The sequence below is a fragment of the Enterobacter sp. SES19 genome, from assembly GCF_011765665.1.
In the GTDB taxonomy this organism is placed as follows: Bacteria; Pseudomonadota; Gammaproteobacteria; order Enterobacterales; family Enterobacteriaceae; genus Enterobacter; species Enterobacter pseudoroggenkampii.
The window spans coordinates 3781221-3797558 of sequence record NZ_CP050320.1 but is presented as its reverse complement, the minus strand read 5'-3'; the positions used below and the strand labels follow the sequence as shown (position 1 = coordinate 3797558).

Here is a 16338-nt window from a genome sequence, read left to right as displayed (position 1 = left end):
GTATGAGCAGCAACGGCGTTCAGCTGCGCGTGCGCGGCAAGGTGCAGGGCGTCGGGTTTCGTCCCTTCGTCTGGCAGCTGGCGCAGGCGCTTCAGTTGACCGGTGACGTCTGCAATGACGGAGAGGGCGTGCTGGTGCGCCTCGTGGGTAATGGGGGGGCCTTTACCGCGAGGCTGCATCAGGACTGCCCGCCGCTGGCACGCATTGACCGCGTGGAAGCGCAGCCGTTTACCTGGGCGCACGTACCGGAGGACTTTACCATCCGCCACAGCGCGGCCGGGACGATGGACACCCAGATTGTGCCGGATGCCGCCACCTGTCCGGCGTGTCTGGCTGAGATGTGCGACCCACTCGAACGCCGTTATCGCTATCCGTTTATCAACTGCACCCACTGCGGGCCGCGGTTTACCATTATCCGCGCCATGCCCTATGACCGTCCGGCCACGGCAATGGCGCCGTTCCCGCTCTGTGGGCCGTGTGAAGCCGAGTACCGCAATCCTGCCGACCGCCGTTTTCACGCCCAGCCGGTCGCCTGCCCGGACTGCGGGCCCGCGCTTATGTGGCGTGCGGGCGACATGACTGCTGAGCGCGAGGCTGCTCTGCGCGCAGCGGTAGCGATGCTGAAAAGCGGCGGTATAGTCGCGGTTAAAGGGCTGGGTGGCTTTCACCTCGTCTGTGACGCGCGTAACCCGCAGGCGGTCGCGACGCTTCGGTCACGCAAGCAGCGGCCCGCGAAGCCGCTGGCGGTGATGATCCCGCATGCGGATGACCTGCCGGAGACGGTTCAGGCGCTGCTATGCTCACCCGCCGCACCCATTGTGCTCACGCCAAAAGCCTGGCTGCCCGCGTTCCCGGAAGGTATCGCGCCCGGTCTGGATTCCGTGGGCATCATGCTTCCTGCGAACCCGCTGCAGCACCTTCTTATGATGGACTGCCAGCGACCGCTGGTGATGACTTCCGGCAACCTTAGCGGCAGGCCGCCTGCCATCACCAACCGGCAGGCGCTGGATGAGCTCAGCGGCATCGCGGACGGCTTCCTGCTGCACAATCGCGATATTCTTCAGCGGATGGACGATTCGGTGGTGGATCGGGACGGCGCGATGCTGCGCCGGGCGCGCGGTTTTGTGCCGGATGCCATCACGTTGCCTGCGGGTTTCGATAATATCCCCGCCACGTTATGCACCGGGGCGGAGATGAAAAACACCTTCTGCCTGGTGCGTGGCAACCAGGCGGTGCTGAGCCAGCATTTTGGCGATCTCGGTGACGAGGGTGTCGAAGCGCAGTGGCGCGGCGCGCTCTCGACGATGCAGGACATCTATGCCTTCCGTCCTGAGCGCGTGGTGTGCGACGCCCATCCGGGGTACCGTGCGCGCCAGTGGGCGCAGGCGCAGGGGCTGCCCGTTGAAACCGTGCTGCACCATCACGCCCACGCGGCGGCTTGCCTGGCGGAAAACGGCTGGCCGCGGGAGGGCGGAGATGTTATTGCCCTGACGCTGGACGGGATCGGCATGGGGGAAAACGGCGCGCTGTGGGGCGGGGAGTGCCTGCGTGTCAACTATCTCGAGTGCGCGCTTTTAGGTGGCCTGCCTGCCGTTGCGCTGCCGGGGGGCGATCTGGCGGCGCGGCAGCCGTGGCGCAACCTGCTCGCCCAGTGTCTGGCGTTTGTCCCTGACTGGCAGCACTATCCGGAAACGCGCGCGGTACAGCGTCAGAACTGGCCGCTGCTGGCGAAGGCTATCCAGCGCGGCGTCAACGCGCCGCGGGCGTCGTCGTGCGGTCGCCTGTTTGATGCCGTCGCCTGCGCGCTGGGTATCGAAACCCAATCCTGGGAAGGTGAAGCGGCCTGCAGGCTGGAAGCGCTGGCGGCACAGTGCAACGGCGTCGAACACCCGGTTACGCTGTCGGTGGAAGACTTCGCGCTTTTCTGGCAGCAGTGGCTGAGCTGGCAGGCAGAGCCCTGCGAGCGCGCGTGGGCGTTTCACGACGCGCTGGCAAAAGGGCTGGCGGAGCTCGCTGCGTTCCATGCCCGGCGCTTATCGCTGTCGACAATCTGTCTCAGCGGCGGTGTGTTGCACAACCGTCTGCTGCGCGCGCGCCTGCGTCATTACCTTTCTGACTTTACGCTTCTTTTTCCTTCGCGCCTGCCCGCAGGCGACGGAGCGATCTCCTTCGGGCAGGCGGTGGTCGCCGCAGCCCGGTCATGTTTACAAAGGACTAAAAATGTTACGACTGTTACGCAATGAACCTCGCGCCGCGCTCCTGCTGCTGGCTCTGGTAATGGCAAACCTGCTGGCCTGGGGATGGGCATGGCACACCTTTAGCGGCAGCACGGCGCTGATGGCGGCAAGTCTGCTGGCGTGGTGCTACGGGCTGCGTCACGCGGTGGACGCTGACCATATTGCCGCCATTGATACCGTGACGCGTAAGCTGATGCAGCAGGGCTCGCGCCCGTCCGGCGTGGGGGCGTGGTTCTCGCTGGGGCACTCCACCATCGTGGTGCTGGCCTCCATTGCCATCGCTGCTACCGCCACGGCGTTTCAGAAAAACATGGAATGGTTCCACGAAACTGGCAGCCTGATTGGTACCGCCGTTTCCGCGACCTTCCTGCTGGCGATGGCGCTGGTGAATATGGTGATCCTGCGCGGCGTCTGGCGCAGTTTTCAGGCGCTGAAACACGGCAGGCCTGTGCAGGGCGACATCACGCTCCCTGCCCAGGGCGGCGTCATGAACTGGCTGTTTGGCAAAACCTTCCGCCTGGTGAATAAAAGCTGGCAGATGTACCTGGTCGGTTTCCTGTTTGGCCTCGGCTTTGACACGGCCACCGAGATTGGCGTGCTGGGGATCTCTGCCGCCAGCGCCTCCAGCGGGATGTCGGTGTGGTCAATCATGATCTTCCCGGCGCTCTTCGCCAGCGGCATGGCGCTGGTGGATACCCTCGATAACCTGCTGATGGTCGGTGCCTACGGCTGGGCGTTTAACAAGCCGCAGCGCAAGCTCTATTACAACATGACCATCACCGGCACCTCCGTGGTGGTGGCGCTGTTTATCGGCGGGCTGGAAGCGCTGGGTCTGCTGATGGATAAATTTGCCCTCAGCGGCGGCGTCTGGGATCTGATTGGCGCGGTAAACGACAACCTGGGCAACGCCGGGTTTGTGGTGGTCGGGCTGTTCGTTGCCTGCTGGCTGATCTCCATGGTCAACTACCGCTGGCGCGGCTACGACGCGCTGGTGGTGCGATCCTGAGCAGGGGGTAGCCAGGCGCGGGTAAAATCAAGCCAGCCGCTGGCGGTCAGCACAATGTCCTGCACGTTTTCCAGGGTGTTAAGACGGTAGCGGTAGTGGAAAAGCGGCGTACAGGCGCCGCTTTCCAGCAAGGAATGAAAGAAGGAGGGCAGGTGATTATTCAGGGTCTCCTCACTTTCACAATAACCCATCAGTTTCTGCTTCTCTTCTTGCCAGATGTCCTCGCCTAAGGCCGTGGCCCACGCAGGCTCATCAAAAAACCACTCCACCAGGGCAAAGCCTGGCAGTTCACCCGCCAGATAGTCACCCAACAAAAGATCGGCCTGATCCAGCGCGTTATGACCATGCCACTCTTCGCGATCTTTCCATTTCACCGTCACGTTGCAGCTGTGCTTTTTCAGGCGCGCGCGCAGAATATCGGCCAGTTCGCACAGTTCAGGTGTGTGGTAGCAAACCAGCGAAAGCGTGGCGGGAAGCATCGCTTCCGAAGCCTGCGGGTATTGCGGTGGTGTCAGGCCTGGTAGTATTTCCGTTTGGGTTTCTAAATCATCCCGATGGAGAAACTGTTGATGCGTAATGCTCTGAATTTCCTGACGTAGCCAGGCCGCAAGCGGCTCGGGTAACCTGGCGTTTACCATTAGCCAGGCGAATCCGCCGCTGGTGGACGTTACCGCTGCCTGCGCATTTTGTCCTTTCCCGACGGTGATCCACGCCGGCTTTTGCGCCTCCGTACGGGTTCGCCAGAACTCTATCGCATGCAGTAGCGGATGGGCAGCAAAATACCAGGGCTGGCGCTCCAGGCGCAGGTAGTGAGAATGGTGATGCGCAATGGCAAAGGGCCCGGCACCGATGTCCGGTTGCTGTGGATGTGGCAGGCGGCATACGTGGTGCGCGAGACGATGCGCCAGCATCGCATCGGGGATGGTCAGCTGTATCTCCAGACACCAGGGGGCAATAAGCAACGCCTTGCAGACGTGAGTCAGACCTGCATTGCGTGCCGGATCGGCCAATACCTGTTGCAGCGCAATGAGGATATCTTCATCGCTGATAGCTTGCCCATTGTGCCAGTGCGCACCGCTGCGCAGGTAAAAACGCCAGCGGCGTTTGTCTTCGTTGAATTCCCAGTGATGGGCTAGATCAGGTACTGGATGCGGCTGACCGGGCATGTAGCGCGTTAATCCCGCGTGTACGGCACAGATAATGTGCTGCTCAGCGCGACGACGCTGAAGCGCCGGATGAAGCGACGTCAGTGGACGATACCAGGGAATGCGCAGGGTTGGCTGGTGCTTAAGCCACTTTCCGCCTAAAAAGGGTGTGATGATGTGATGCAGGCTAGCTGGATCGCCATCAGCCAGCTGCAGCGCGCTCTGGTAATCCCCCTTCTCCAGGCAGGCGTGCATCAGAGGGGCGCTGAGTTCGCTGGTGGTTGTCAGGCAGTGCAAGATGGCTCGATGTCCCCGTCCCGGCTGAGCATTCCAGCTTAACCATCCGCTCTGCGCCAGCTGGCGCAACAGGGTACGTGCATGACGTTCACTGCACAGCGCCACCTCGGCGACTTCAGCGATAGTCGTCGGCTTTGGCTCTGCGCCAAAGTGTTGATAAAGCCGTTGATACTGACGGATTTTCTGAAGCTGGCGCATGTCGACGTACCCAGGATAAAAGGTGGATGGTGAGAGTGTAGGTTTTTTTGCGGAATAATTAAGGTCTGGATTGATAAAGTGTTCCGGTTTTGTTCCCCCTCCAGGGCGGAGAGGGAACCGGATTATGCAGCGTCAGATTTCAAGCTGTGCCCGAATCTTTAGCGCAATGCTTTCTGCCTGCGGGCCCAGAATAACCTGCGCATTCTGCGTACCCATTTTGAGAATACCTTTCGCGCCCAGCGATTTCAGCACGGGCTCATCCAGCACGCTGCTATCAACGAGCGTCAGGCGCAGGCGGGTAATGCAGGCATCGACAATCCTGAGGTTGTCTTTGCCACCCAGTGCCGCGATGTATTGCGTGATGGCTTCGCTTTGATCGTCAGAATTACCCGCTACAGCCTCGTCGTCTTCGCGGCCCGGCGTTTTCAGCTTAAAGAAGCGGATCGCGAAGGTGAATACGACAAAGTATATCGCGAAGAACAGCACGATCAGTGGGATCAGGATCCACGGCTTAGTAGCCAGTCCCCAGTTGAGAACGAAGTCGATAAGCCCGGCAGAGAAACCAAAACCGTGCAGTACGCCGAGGCTGTTGGTGATCACCATGCTCACGCCCGCCAGTACCGCATGCAGCGCATACAGAGCAGGGGCAAGGAACAGGAAGGAGAACTCGATGGGCTCGGTAATGCCGGTCAGGAAAGCGGTCAGAGCCACGGAAAGCAGCATCCCCCCTACGGTAGCGCGACGTGCTTTCGGTGCGGCGAAATACATCGCCAGCGCGGCACCCGGCAGGCCTCCCATAAAGATCGGGTAAGCCCAGGCCATGTAAACGCCTGCATGCGGGTCACCGGCGAAGAAGCGGTTAAGGTCGCCACGGGTCAGGTCGGTTGCAATCTGCGTGATGCTGGAACCGTCAATACCCGGTACAGCACCGCCAACCACCAGCCCTTTCACTACGTCAGGGGCCAGACAGATATTGTGTACCGCGCTGGCGGCATCGTAAGTCACTTTCAGGCAGTCGCCGAGGCTAAACCAGAAGACGGAGTGCAGAATGTAATGCAAACCGAAGGGGATTAGCGCGCGGTTCAGGACACCATAAATAAACCATCCCGGTTCGCCGCTGCGGGAGACAAACAGGCTGAAGGTATCAATACCGTGCTGCACGGAAGGCCAGACATACCCGCAAATCCAGGCGATGAACAGGCAAATAAGCCCGGTTACGATCGGCACCAGGCGTTTGCCCGCAAAGAAGGCGAGAAAGTCCGGAAGTTTGGTGTTTGAGAAACGGTTGTAGCAGTGACCCGCGACGACACCGGCAATGATCCCGGCGAAGAAGGACATGTTAATGGATGAGTTTATGACGGCCGTGGCTTTGGTAAGCACCAGGAAACCCACCGCCCCTGCGAGGGCTGCAGCACCGGCGTTGTCTTTTGCCAGACCAATGGCGATCCCTAAGGCAAACAACAAAGGTAGACTGTCAAAGATACCGCCACCGGCGCTGGCTATAAACGGAATATTAAAAACATCAGGCTGCCCAAGGCGTAATAATATCGCTGCAACGGGCAGGGTGGCGATTGGCAACATCAGGGCTTTACCCAGACGTTGCAGATAACTAAATGCGTTCATGAGAGTGGATTCCAAAAAGGACTTAATTCACGACGAAAAATAACACCTTTTATTTTAATGCGAAAGTCCCTGTAATAAAAATGTGATGCGGAATAAATTAATTTTTATTATATTTTATCAGCGAATTGTTCATGGCATAAACAATGATGAAGTAACTAATTTGTTCCGGTTTTAAACTGGTCGTGCTTCAGTTATCACGTTTACTCACCGGCATCATCAGTTCTCGCAGGCGCTCTATGCGCGCCTCCGGGCTGAGGTAGAGCCAGCGAAACAAAATATGTTCTGATTTTTTAGCCTGTTTAAAATAGGCGGAAAGGTAGTTGAGTTCTTTGCTAAAGGTGGTCATGGGATGTCTCCGGCTAATGGGTCTATTTTTAGGGTAAGCCGAAAACAGGGAATAAAACAGGCTGGTGTTTATCAGGTGTTCCGTATTTAAATATTGATGGATGTAATGGTTAAGGGATTAATGGCGGTGATTTATCTTGTTTGTATTTATGTCCTGAATAGAATTCGCAAAAAAAAGCCCCGGGACATCGGGGCAGCGGATAATATAATCCAATGGTTAAGTGAGCGTGGCAAGAGATTACGGGTTACGCGGGCAGCGATTTCAGCAGAGCGAAAGCCTCCTTCATCCGATCTTCGCTAACCACAAAGGCGCGTACCTGACCTTCGGCGTCAGAGCCGCGTGCAACCATTCCGTGAGGTTCAATGGCAATCTGCCAGCTCAGATCCTTGCGCTGCGTCTCCCCCGCAAGATGCAACGGTAACTCTGGCGTTTTAACCTTCACCAGCATGGCGGGGAGTTTCAGCGGTGCGCTGCCGCCGAGCAGGTTTTTTGCCAGATACATGGCGCTCAGCTGTATCGGCTGCAGGAAAGGCAGCACCTGACCGTTGATTTCAGCGCAGTCGCCTAACGCGTAAATATCGGGCTGCGTGGTTTGAAGGTAGCTATTTACCTTCACGCCACGGCCTGTTTCGGCGCCTGCACGATGCGCCAGCGCAGTTTCCGGGCGCAGGCCCGTCGCCGCGATAACCACATCCACCTCAACGCTGCGGCTGCGGTCGAGCGTGGCACGAATACCGCCTTCGGTTTTGCGCAGGCTTTGCAGCTGCGATTTCAGCAGCAGATGCACCCCCATGTCGGTCAGACGATGCTGTAAGCGACTGCTTACTTCTGCGGGCATCAGCGCCGACAGAATGCTCGCCGCATGGTCGACCAGGGTCACCGATTTGCCCGCCCGGCAGAAATCCATCGCCAGCTCGGTGCCGATCAGCCCCCCGCCGACAATCATTACCCGCTGTGCGTCGCGAAGCGCCGTTTCGCTGGCCTGATACGCCTGCTGGCTGTTGAGGGTGAGCATCAGCTCGCGGCCCTCAATCGGCGGCACAAACGCGGAGGCACCCGTGGCGAGCACCAGCCTGTCGTACTGCCAGGTCTTCTCTTTTGCTTTCACCACGTGGGCGGCGGCGTCGATATCGGTGACCCAGGTGTACGGGAACAGGCGCAGGTTAAACTGCTCTGCAAACTCCCCCGCCGTCTGGCGGGTGAGGTCTTGGGCGCGCTGATTCTGGCTAATAACGTGGCTTAAATCAGGTTTGTTGTACTCGTCCATGCTGTCGGCGGCAATCACCGTCAGCGGCACGCTGGCATCCTGCTTGCGGATGTTTTTCACCAGCTGACGGGCGGCAAAGCCCGAGCCGATGATGACGATACCGTTGCTCATTTTGCCTCCGTACCCAGTTCGTCAAAGACGTCCTTACCGAGGGAACATTCCGGGCAGAGGAAATTGTCCGGCACGTCGCGCCACGGCGTGCCCGGGGCAACATCCTGCAGCGGTTCGCCCAGGTCAGGATCGTAAATCCACTGGCAGACGCTGCACTGCATGCGCGGGCCGAGATCGGCGGCTGCCGCGGCGGCACAGGCGCAGGCTTCCTGCTGTTCGGGTGCTTTTGCCGCCACTTCCGGCAGCGGAGCGAGCGCCCACTGACGGGCAATGTCGCGACCGTGCTGGCGACAGATCTCCAGGGCGTCGATATCCGGGCGCCACTTGGCCTTCAGGCTCATGGACATCTCAAAGCCCGCATCCTGTAAGCGGGTGGAGAGGCGGTCTACCGCGCCGCCGCTCCAGCCGTGGGAGCCAAAGGCGCTGGCGCGTTTGTTACGGAAGCGCAGGCCTGTCATCTCTTCTACCAGACCGGCAATTTTCGGCATCATCACGTTGTTCATGGTGGAGGTGCCCACCAGCACGCCCTTAGAGCGGAACACGTTGGTTAACACCTCATTCTTATCGCTGCGCGCCACATTGAAGATTTTCACCGCCACGTTCGGGTCCACTTCGTTGATGCCCTGGGCAATGGCGTCCGCCATCATGCGGGTGTTGTTGGACATGGTGTCGTAGAAAATAGTGATGCGGTCTTCCTGATAGTCCGCCGCCCACTTCAGGTACAGCTCGACGATCTGGGTGGGGTTTTCACGCCACACCACGCCGTGGGAGGTGGCAATCATCTCCACCGGCAGGTTGAAGCCGAGGATTTCGGTGATTTTTGGCGTGACCAGGCGGCTGAACGGGGTCAGGATGTTGGCATAGTACCGCTGGCACTGCTCGAACAGCTCTGTCTGATCCACTTCGTCATTAAACAAACGTTCGTCGCAGTAGTGCTGGCCGAAGGCGTCGTTGCTGAACAGCACCGCGTCACCGGTCATGTAGGTCATCATGCTGTCCGGCCAGTGCAGCATCGGGGTTTCCACGAAGATCAGCTGCTTGCCATTACCGATATCCAGCGCGTCGCCGGTTTTCACGGTGTGGAAGTTCCACTCCGGATGGTGGTGGTGGCCGTTGATCGAGTCGATGGCGTTGGTGGTGCAGTAGACAGGTGTGTTCGGGATGTAAGACATCAGCTCGGTCAGCGCCCCGGCGTGATCTTCTTCCGCGTGGTTGATGATGATGTAATCGATGGCGTCGAGATCGATTTCGCTGCGCAGGTTCTGCACGAACTCGCGGCTGAACTTGTGATCGACGGTATCGATCAGCACGTTTTTTCCTTCGCGGATGAGATAGCTGTTGTAGCTGCTGCCGCGCAGCGTTTTGTATTCCGTCCCGTGGAAATCGCGCACTTCCCAGTCACGTTGACCGACCCAATGAATGTTATTTTTAACCAGAATAGACATAGCAACCTCTACGTAATACAGCATTTTCAAATAAGATGTTTTGCTTATATCAAGTTGCGTGCCAAATTTTAATTTGTTGATTTTACTTAATTAATATTTTTATGATCCGTAATGGGTAGTCATTATGACTATTCAAAACAGTGTCACTATGACAACATGCATTGTCAAAATGACAGCGAGGCAGACATGAGCTTTTCCGTAGACGTGCTGGCGAAGATCGCCATTGAGCTGCAGACCGGTATTGGCCATCAGGACCGCTTTCAGCGGCTGATCTCCACGCTGCGCCACGTGCTGGCGTGCGACGCCTCGGCGCTGCTGCGCTACGAGGGGCGGCAGTTTATTCCGCTGGCTATCGACGGGCTGGCGAAGGACGTACTCGGACGGCGCTTTACCCTTGAGGGCCATCCGCGTCTGGAAACTATCGCCCGCGCGGGTGACGTGGTGCGTTTCCCGGCGGACAGCGACTTGCCCGATCCGTACGACGGGCTTATTCCCGGACAGGAGAGCCTGAAGGTACACGCCTGTATCGGCCTGCCGCTGTTTGCTGGGCAGAATCTGATTGGGGCGCTGACCCTCGACGGCATGTCGCCGGACCAGTTCGACACCTTTAGCGATGAAGAGCTGCGCCTGATTGCGGCGCTGGCCGCCGGGGCGCTTAACAACGCGCTGCTGATTGAACAGCTGGAGAGCCAGAATATTCTTCCCGGCAGCCCGGCGGCGTTTGAGCAGATAACGCACACGGAGATGATTGGCCTCTCTCCGGGCATGGCGCAGCTCAAAAAAGAGATTGAGATTGTTGCCGCCTCAGATTTGAACGTGCTGATCTTCGGCGAAACCGGCACCGGTAAGGAGCTGGTGGCGAAGTCCATTCACGAAGCCTCGCCGCGCGCGGTTAACCCGCTGGTGTACCTCAACTGCGCCGCGCTTCCGGAGAGCGTGGCGGAAAGCGAGCTGTTTGGTCACGTTAAGGGAGCGTTTACCGGGGCCATCAGCAACCGCAGCGGCAAGTTTGAAATGGCCGATAACGGCACGCTGTTTCTGGATGAGATTGGTGAGCTTTCCCTTTCGTTACAGGCCAAGCTGCTGCGCGTGCTGCAGTACGGCGACATCCAGCGCGTGGGGGATGACCGCAGTCACAGAGTGGACGTTCGCGTGCTGGCAGCGACCAACCGTGACCTGCGTGAAGCGGTGCTGGCCGGGCAGTTCCGCGCCGACCTGTTCCACCGCCTGAGCGTGTTCCCACTTACCGTGCCGCCGCTGCGCGAGCGCGGGGACGACGTGGTGCTGCTGGCGGGCTATTTCTGCGAGCAGTGCCGTCTCCGGATGGGGCTTTCCCGCGTGGTGCTGAGCCCGGGGGCGAGGGCGCATCTGTTGAGCTACGGCTGGCCGGGCAACGTGCGTGAGCTGGAGCATGCGATCCACCGTGCGGTGGTGCTGGCGCGGGCGACGCGCTCGGGTGACGAAGTGGTGATCCACGCGCGGCATTTTGCGCTGCAGGATGAAACCGCACCGGCTGTCGTGCAGGCGGCGCCAGAGATAGCGAATGAAAATCTGCGTGAAGCCACGGAGGCGTTTCAGCGTCAGATGATTACCCGCGCGCTGGAGCAGAATAACCGTAACTGGGCGGCGTGCGCCCGGGCGCTGGAGATGGACGTCGCCAACCTGCACCGGCTGGCGAAGCGTCTCGGACTGAAGGGTTAGATAATCCCGGCCTGATAGAAATCCTGCAGGTTGATGGCACCGCACAGTCTGCCGGCGTCATCCACCACCGGCGCGGCGGTGATTTTGCGCTTCATCAGCACCTCTTTGGCTTCGATGGCCCGGCTCTCGGCGTTCAGCGTCAGCCCGCCCTGGGTCATGGCGTCCGACACTTTAGTTTCCAGCTTGCCGCCGCCCACCAGCCAGCGGCGCAGGTCGCCGTCGGTGAACACGCCTTTGACGTACCCGTCGTCATCGCACACCGCTACCAGCCCCAGGCCGGTGCGGCTCAGCTCCAGCATCGCGTCCATGACGCTGGTATCGAGTTTGACCTGCGGAATAGCATCGTCGGTGCGCATCAGGTGGTGAACCTTGTTGAGCAGGCGTGCCCCGAGCGCGCCCGCCGGATGCGAGCGGGCGAAATCTTCTTCGTTAAAGCCGCGCGCCTGCATTACCGCCATCGCCAGCGCGTCGCCCATCATCAGCGTGTTGACGGTGCTGGAGGTCGGAGCGAGGTGCATCGGACAGGCTTCACGCTCAACGGAAATATCCAGCGTCGCTTTGGCGGCCAGCGCCAGCGGCGAGCGGGATTTCCCGGTCATCGCCAGCAGGGCGACCGATTTTTCCTGCAGACGCGGAATGATGAGATCCAGCTCTTTGGCCGAACCGGAGTAGGAGATAAACAGCATCACGTCGCGGCTCTCAATCATTCCCAGATCGCCGTGCAGCGCCTCTGCAGGATGCACGAAGAACGCCGGGGTGCCGGTGCTGGCGAGCGTCGCAGCAATCTTTTTGCCGATATGGCCGGATTTACCGATGCCTGCCACGATCACTTTGCCTTCGCAGTGGATAATGGTGTTGGCGGCGCGGACAAAATCCTCGCCCAGACGTTCCGGCAGGCGGCTGGCTTCCTGCAGTTCCAGCATCAGCGTCTGGCGGCCCGTTTCTAACAGAAAATCACTCATCTCTTTCTCCGGTTACGATCACGTCGATGCCTTTCTCTTCCAGCGCTTTCCTGAACGCCGGGTCGATACCCGCGTCGGTAATCAGCTTATCAACGCTTTCCAGGCTACAGACAATGTTGGGGCTTTTGCGGCCAAACTTCGACGAGTCCGCCATCAAAATCACTTCCCGCGCGGCGTTGCACATGGCTTTACTGACGCTGAACACCTCGTTGAACGTCGTAACGCCCGCGTTCAGGTCGATGCCGTCGGTGCCCATGAACAGTTTATCAAAGCTGAAATGGTCGAAGGCGTTCTCCGCCAGCTGGCCGTGAAATGAAGCGGATTTTTTGCGGAAGGTCCCGCCGGGCATCAGGATGGTCTGCTCGCAGTCGTTCTCCGACAGGGCGTTGACGATGTGCAGGCTGTTGGTCATCACCGTGATGTTGTTAAAGCGGCTGAGCAGCGGGATCATCTGCAGGACGGTGCTGCCGGCGTCAAGGATAATGGAGTCACCATCGTGGATAAATTTCACCGCCGCTTCGGCAATCAGCGCCTTCTGGTGGGTGTTGATCAGCGTTTTGTGATCGATAGGCGGGTCCGCTTCATCCTTATTGAGCACCACGCCGCCGTAGGTTCGAATGACGGCGCCAGAGTTTTCGAGCAATACCAGGTCCTTGCGTATTGTCGTGCCGGTGGTGTCAAAGTAGTGGGCCAGATCCTCTACCGAACATTTTCCCTGTTTTTGCAGATGTTCGAGAATGGCCGCCTGCCGCTGACGAGGTTTCATAGGCGCTTCGTTCCTTAGGTTGCGAAATGATAATTTCGCAAGTCTATAGCTTTCACAACGAAATTATCCATGTTTCAGATTAAGCGCTAATGATAGTGCATTCTGACAGAGTGGATCATGGGGAAAGATCACATCAGGCTGCAATTCCTGCAACGAAATGCCGTTAATTGCCTGGATTTTCACCGGACGGGCAAAGACGGTCATGCCGCGCATGAGCAGTGAATCGCAGACGTTATTGTTTTCATCCAGCGCAATAGCTACGACGACCCGCGGTTTGAAGCGTCCGCCGGAACGTCCGACTCCGACGCGACCTTTCTGACACAGGGCATCAAACGCGCGGTTAAACTGGTGGATTTGCCAGCCGCCGAACGCCATCTGGCAGAGCCAGGCGAGGGCGGCAACGGTGATGAGTGCGGTGACCATATCGGCTCCTTATTGTATTCCCTCTCCCTGTGGGAGAGGGTTAGGGTGAGGGCATCAGGCCGCTCGATCAGAACATCACCTGCCCACCGGTGACGTTAATCGACTGCCCGGTGCAGTACGAGGCTTTCGGGCTGGCGTAAAACAGCAGCATGTTCAGCACGTCCTGGTAATCGCACCCGCGCTTCAGCGGCACTTTATCGATGTAGTACTGCTCCACTTCTTCCGCTTTGATGCCGAGCTTGGTGGCGTACTGCGGCAGCAGGGACTGGAACATCGGCGATTTCAGCAGGTTGCCCAGCATCAGCGAATGCACGGTAATGCCGTATTCGGCCAGATCCAGCGCCAGAGACTGCGTCAGCCCCACGCCGCCAAACTTCGCCGCGCTGTAGCCGGAGTTATGCTTGCTGCCCACTTTCCCTGATTTTGAGTTGATCTGAATGATGCGCCCCTGAATGCTGTCGCGGATCATCAGACGGGAAAACTCGCGGGCGCAGAGGAAATAGCCCACCAGATTCACCTGCAGCGAGCGGTCAAAATCCCCCAGTTCGAAATCGCTGATAAAGGCCGCTTTCGCAATCCCCGCGCTGTAGACCAGCAGGTCGGTGCGTCCAAAAATCTCGTCCACGCCGCGGGCCAGCGCCATCACGCTCTGCTCGCTGGTGGCGTCGGCACCAAACCCGTACGCCATCCCTTCGCCAAACTCGGTGTTAATGGTGTCCGCCACGCGGGCGGCTTTTTCACTCTGAATGTCCACTACCGCCACGCGATAGCCCTCAGCGGCAAGCCCACGGCAGAGGAACTCGCCTAAGGTTTGTCCTCCACCAATGACAACGGCAACCTGACTCATGTGTTTCTCCTTAATTACGCAACAAATTTTAACGTGCAGCCTGGGGTGACAGCCTGCGGAACCGGACCATCAACGTGAACCGTGCCGGGATACTCCGCCTGCGGCTGGCCGTCGAAACGCAGGGTGATGTGGCCCAGCTCGCGCAGGTTTTGTTCAGCGACGTCGCCGACGGCGGTGACGGCATAGCGTGCCTCGCCCAGCTCCAGCTGGCTTCCTGCCTTCAGCTCGCCCTTCAGCTCGCCGTGGCAGTGGATAAAGCAAAACTCTTCGATATCCGCAGGCGCCCCTTCGCGGAAGGTGATTAGCATCTGGTCGCTCAGCGCGTCGGCCGCGCTCTGGCCGATGCGGGTAATGGTGGTCTGGTAAATCACGGTCATCGCAGGAACCTCTTATTGATAAATAAAGCCGGAGACAAACCAGGCAATCAGCACAGTCGGCGCGCCCGTCAGGAAGCGGCTGACCAGCACGGACGGCACGCCCACGCGCACGGTGTCCTGGCGCGCTTCCGCCAGCGACAGCCCCACGGGGATGAAATCGCACGCCGCCTGGGCGTTAATGGCAAACAGGGCGGGCAGGGCGAGGTGCGGAGGGATGTTCCCCAGACCAATCTGCACGCCAATCAGCACGCCGATGACCTGGGCAATCACCGCGCCCGGGCCGAGGAACGGCGACAGCAGCGGGAAGGAGCAGATCAGCGCCAGCGTTACCAGCCCGAGCGGGTGGCTGGCGAGCGGGGCGAGGCCGTGGGCAATCCAGTCGCCCAGGCCGGAGGCCATAATGATGCCGATCAGCGCCGAGACGAACGCCATAAACGGCAGAATGGTCTTCAGCACCGTGTCGATGGTGTCGCGCCCGGACTGGAACAGCACCGCCACGGCGGAACCCATGCCCATCCCGACCTTCGCCAGCAGGCCGTCGCTCTGCTCGGTGATTTTCTTGCTGGTGTCGTACTCGCGCGGGGCCGCTTTTTGCGGCGCGGGGTTGCCATTCACCAGCGTGATGTTGTCCTCCTTCACGCCTGAGACATAAATGTCTTCAAGAATGTACTGCGCCAGCGGGCCGGATTTTCCGGTGGAGTGAATGTTCACCGTCGGAATGCGGCGCTTCGGGTAGATGCCGCAGCGCAGCGTGCCGCCGCAGTCGATCACCGCCACGCCGATTTCCGCTTCCGGCGGTTCCCCTTCCTTGAAGCCGTCGACCGCTTCCCAACCGGTTAGCTCGCGCAGCCTGTCGACGATCGCCGGGCGCGTCCCCGCGGTGATGTAAACAATCTTTTTGCCTTCGGTGGCGTCGAACTCCAGCGGGCCGCCCCAGCCGCCCGTGCCTTTCTCAATGCGGATCCGGTTCATGCTGTGGCTCCTGAAAGATGGACTTTCTGTTCAAGCTGGATGCCCATTTTTTTCTCAAAAATGGCGGTGGTGAGGTCCGTCACCCAGCCGCGGAAAAAGTTGGTGACCAGGCCGACCAGCAGGTAGCTCACCGCCAACGGGCCGAGCGGCAGGCCAAGCGTGGTGAGACCGCTGGCGATCCCGAGATACACAAACAGCTCGCCGGGGTTGATGTGCGGGAACAGGCCGTTCATCGAATGGCAGCTGTAGGAGGCGGCGGCGTAATAGCTCGGCTTGTACTTCTCTGGCATAAAGCGACCGAGGCTTAAGGTCATCGGGTTGCAGAACACGAAGGTGCCGATAAAGGGCAGTATCAGGTAGCGGGACAGCGGATTCCCGGCACAGCGCTGGGCGAAGCGTTCAATACGCTGCTGGCCAATAAAGTTGATCAGCGCGTTCATGATCACCAGCAGGCTGATCAGCAGGGGCAGGATCCCGGTCACCATGCCGGTGAACACTTCTCCGCCTTTCTGAAACAGCCCGATGAACCACTCGGCGCCGTGGGTGATGGTTTCTATCATTCTTCTCTCCTGTGGGGCGTTTGTTTTTGTCTATCTGCGGCTAATAATAATCACT

15 protein-coding genes are annotated in these 16338 nt (G+C 59.2%); 3 read left to right on the top strand and 12 right to left on the bottom strand.

All coding sequences use genetic code 11. The features are described 5' to 3' along the window. The first annotated feature begins 2 nt into the window (after positions 1 to 2). Positions 3 to 2243, top strand: a complete 2241-nt coding sequence (gene hypF, locus GXP72_RS18025) for a carbamoyltransferase HypF (RefSeq protein WP_208763220.1) — start codon at positions 3 to 5, stop codon at positions 2241 to 2243. Then, positions 2221 to 3243: a HoxN/HupN/NixA family nickel/cobalt transporter gene (locus GXP72_RS18020; RefSeq protein WP_032648029.1), complete on the top strand. Its 1023-nt coding sequence runs from the start codon at positions 2221 to 2223 to the stop codon at positions 3241 to 3243. Before hypF ends, GXP72_RS18020 begins: the two co-directional genes overlap by 23 nt. Here the strand turns inward: GXP72_RS18020 and GXP72_RS18015 are convergent. The 5 genes from GXP72_RS18015 to norV form a co-directional block, all read right to left on the bottom strand. Then, complete coding sequence (locus GXP72_RS18015) at positions 3216 to 4883, bottom strand: SgrR family transcriptional regulator (protein WP_208763219.1); 1668 nt, start codon at positions 4881 to 4883, stop codon at positions 3216 to 3218. The genes GXP72_RS18020 and GXP72_RS18015 overlap by 28 nt on opposite strands. 132 nt (positions 4884 to 5015) lie before the next feature. Continuing rightward, on the bottom strand, positions 5016 to 6506 hold the full coding sequence (gene nagE / locus GXP72_RS18010) for an N-acetylglucosamine-specific PTS transporter subunit IIBC (RefSeq protein WP_208763218.1): 1491 nt from the start codon (positions 6504 to 6506) through the stop codon (positions 5016 to 5018). Between the two features lie 187 nt (positions 6507 to 6693). After that, a complete protein-coding gene (locus GXP72_RS18005; protein ID WP_162837374.1) occupies positions 6694 to 6852 on the bottom strand; it encodes a hypothetical protein in 159 nt (52 codons plus the stop codon). 244 nt (positions 6853 to 7096) lie between these two features. Then, entirely contained in the window at positions 7097 to 8230 is a 1134-nt protein-coding gene (norW, locus tag GXP72_RS18000; protein WP_208763217.1) for an NADH:flavorubredoxin reductase NorW, read from the bottom strand. Continuing rightward, positions 8227 to 9675, bottom strand: a complete 1449-nt coding sequence (gene norV, locus GXP72_RS17995) for an anaerobic nitric oxide reductase flavorubredoxin (RefSeq protein ID WP_208763216.1) — start codon at positions 9673 to 9675, stop codon at positions 8227 to 8229. The genes norW and norV overlap by 4 nt, the downstream gene beginning before the upstream one ends. Before the next feature lie 186 nt (positions 9676 to 9861). On the opposite strand from norV, the gene norR reads away from it, so the two are divergent. Continuing rightward, positions 9862 to 11376: a nitric oxide reductase transcriptional regulator NorR gene (gene norR, locus GXP72_RS17990; RefSeq protein WP_208763215.1), complete on the top strand. Its 1515-nt coding sequence runs from the start codon at positions 9862 to 9864 to the stop codon at positions 11374 to 11376. On the opposite strand, the gene gutQ is transcribed toward norR, so the two are convergent. From gutQ to srlA, 7 genes are all read right to left on the bottom strand, one after another. Further along, positions 11373 to 12338 (bottom strand): arabinose-5-phosphate isomerase GutQ, encoded by a 966-nt coding sequence (gene gutQ / locus GXP72_RS17985; RefSeq protein ID WP_024907709.1) that lies wholly within the window; start codon positions 12336 to 12338, stop codon positions 11373 to 11375. The two genes, norR and gutQ, sit on opposite strands and share 4 nt — an antisense overlap. After that, positions 12331 to 13104, bottom strand: coding sequence for a DNA-binding transcriptional repressor (locus GXP72_RS17980; protein ID WP_024907708.1), 774 nt, complete (start codon positions 13102 to 13104; stop codon positions 12331 to 12333). Before GXP72_RS17980 ends, gutQ begins: the two co-directional genes overlap by 8 nt. Before the next feature lie 63 nt (positions 13105 to 13167). After that, positions 13168 to 13527, bottom strand: a complete 360-nt coding sequence (gene gutM, locus GXP72_RS17975; RefSeq protein WP_032648019.1) for a transcriptional regulator GutM — start codon at positions 13525 to 13527, stop codon at positions 13168 to 13170. Between the two features lie 67 nt (positions 13528 to 13594). Further along, on the bottom strand, positions 13595 to 14374 hold the full coding sequence (gene srlD / locus GXP72_RS17970) for a sorbitol-6-phosphate dehydrogenase (RefSeq protein ID WP_061714567.1): 780 nt from the start codon (positions 14372 to 14374) through the stop codon (positions 13595 to 13597). A gap of 14 nt (positions 14375 to 14388) precedes the next feature. After that, positions 14389 to 14751, bottom strand: a complete 363-nt coding sequence (gene srlB, locus GXP72_RS17965; RefSeq protein ID WP_024907705.1) for a PTS glucitol/sorbitol transporter subunit IIA — start codon at positions 14749 to 14751, stop codon at positions 14389 to 14391. A 12-nt stretch (positions 14752 to 14763) separates the two neighbouring features. Beyond that, the gene (locus GXP72_RS17960; protein ID WP_024907704.1) at positions 14764 to 15723 is read right to left on the bottom strand and encodes a PTS glucitol/sorbitol transporter subunit IIB; all 960 of its coding nucleotides are present in this window, start codon (positions 15721 to 15723) and stop codon (positions 14764 to 14766) included. Then, on the bottom strand, positions 15720 to 16283 hold the full coding sequence (gene srlA / locus GXP72_RS17955; protein WP_003862164.1) for a PTS glucitol/sorbitol transporter subunit IIC: 564 nt from the start codon (positions 16281 to 16283) through the stop codon (positions 15720 to 15722). Before srlA ends, GXP72_RS17960 begins: the two co-directional genes overlap by 4 nt. Positions 16284 to 16338 lie beyond the last annotated feature (55 nt).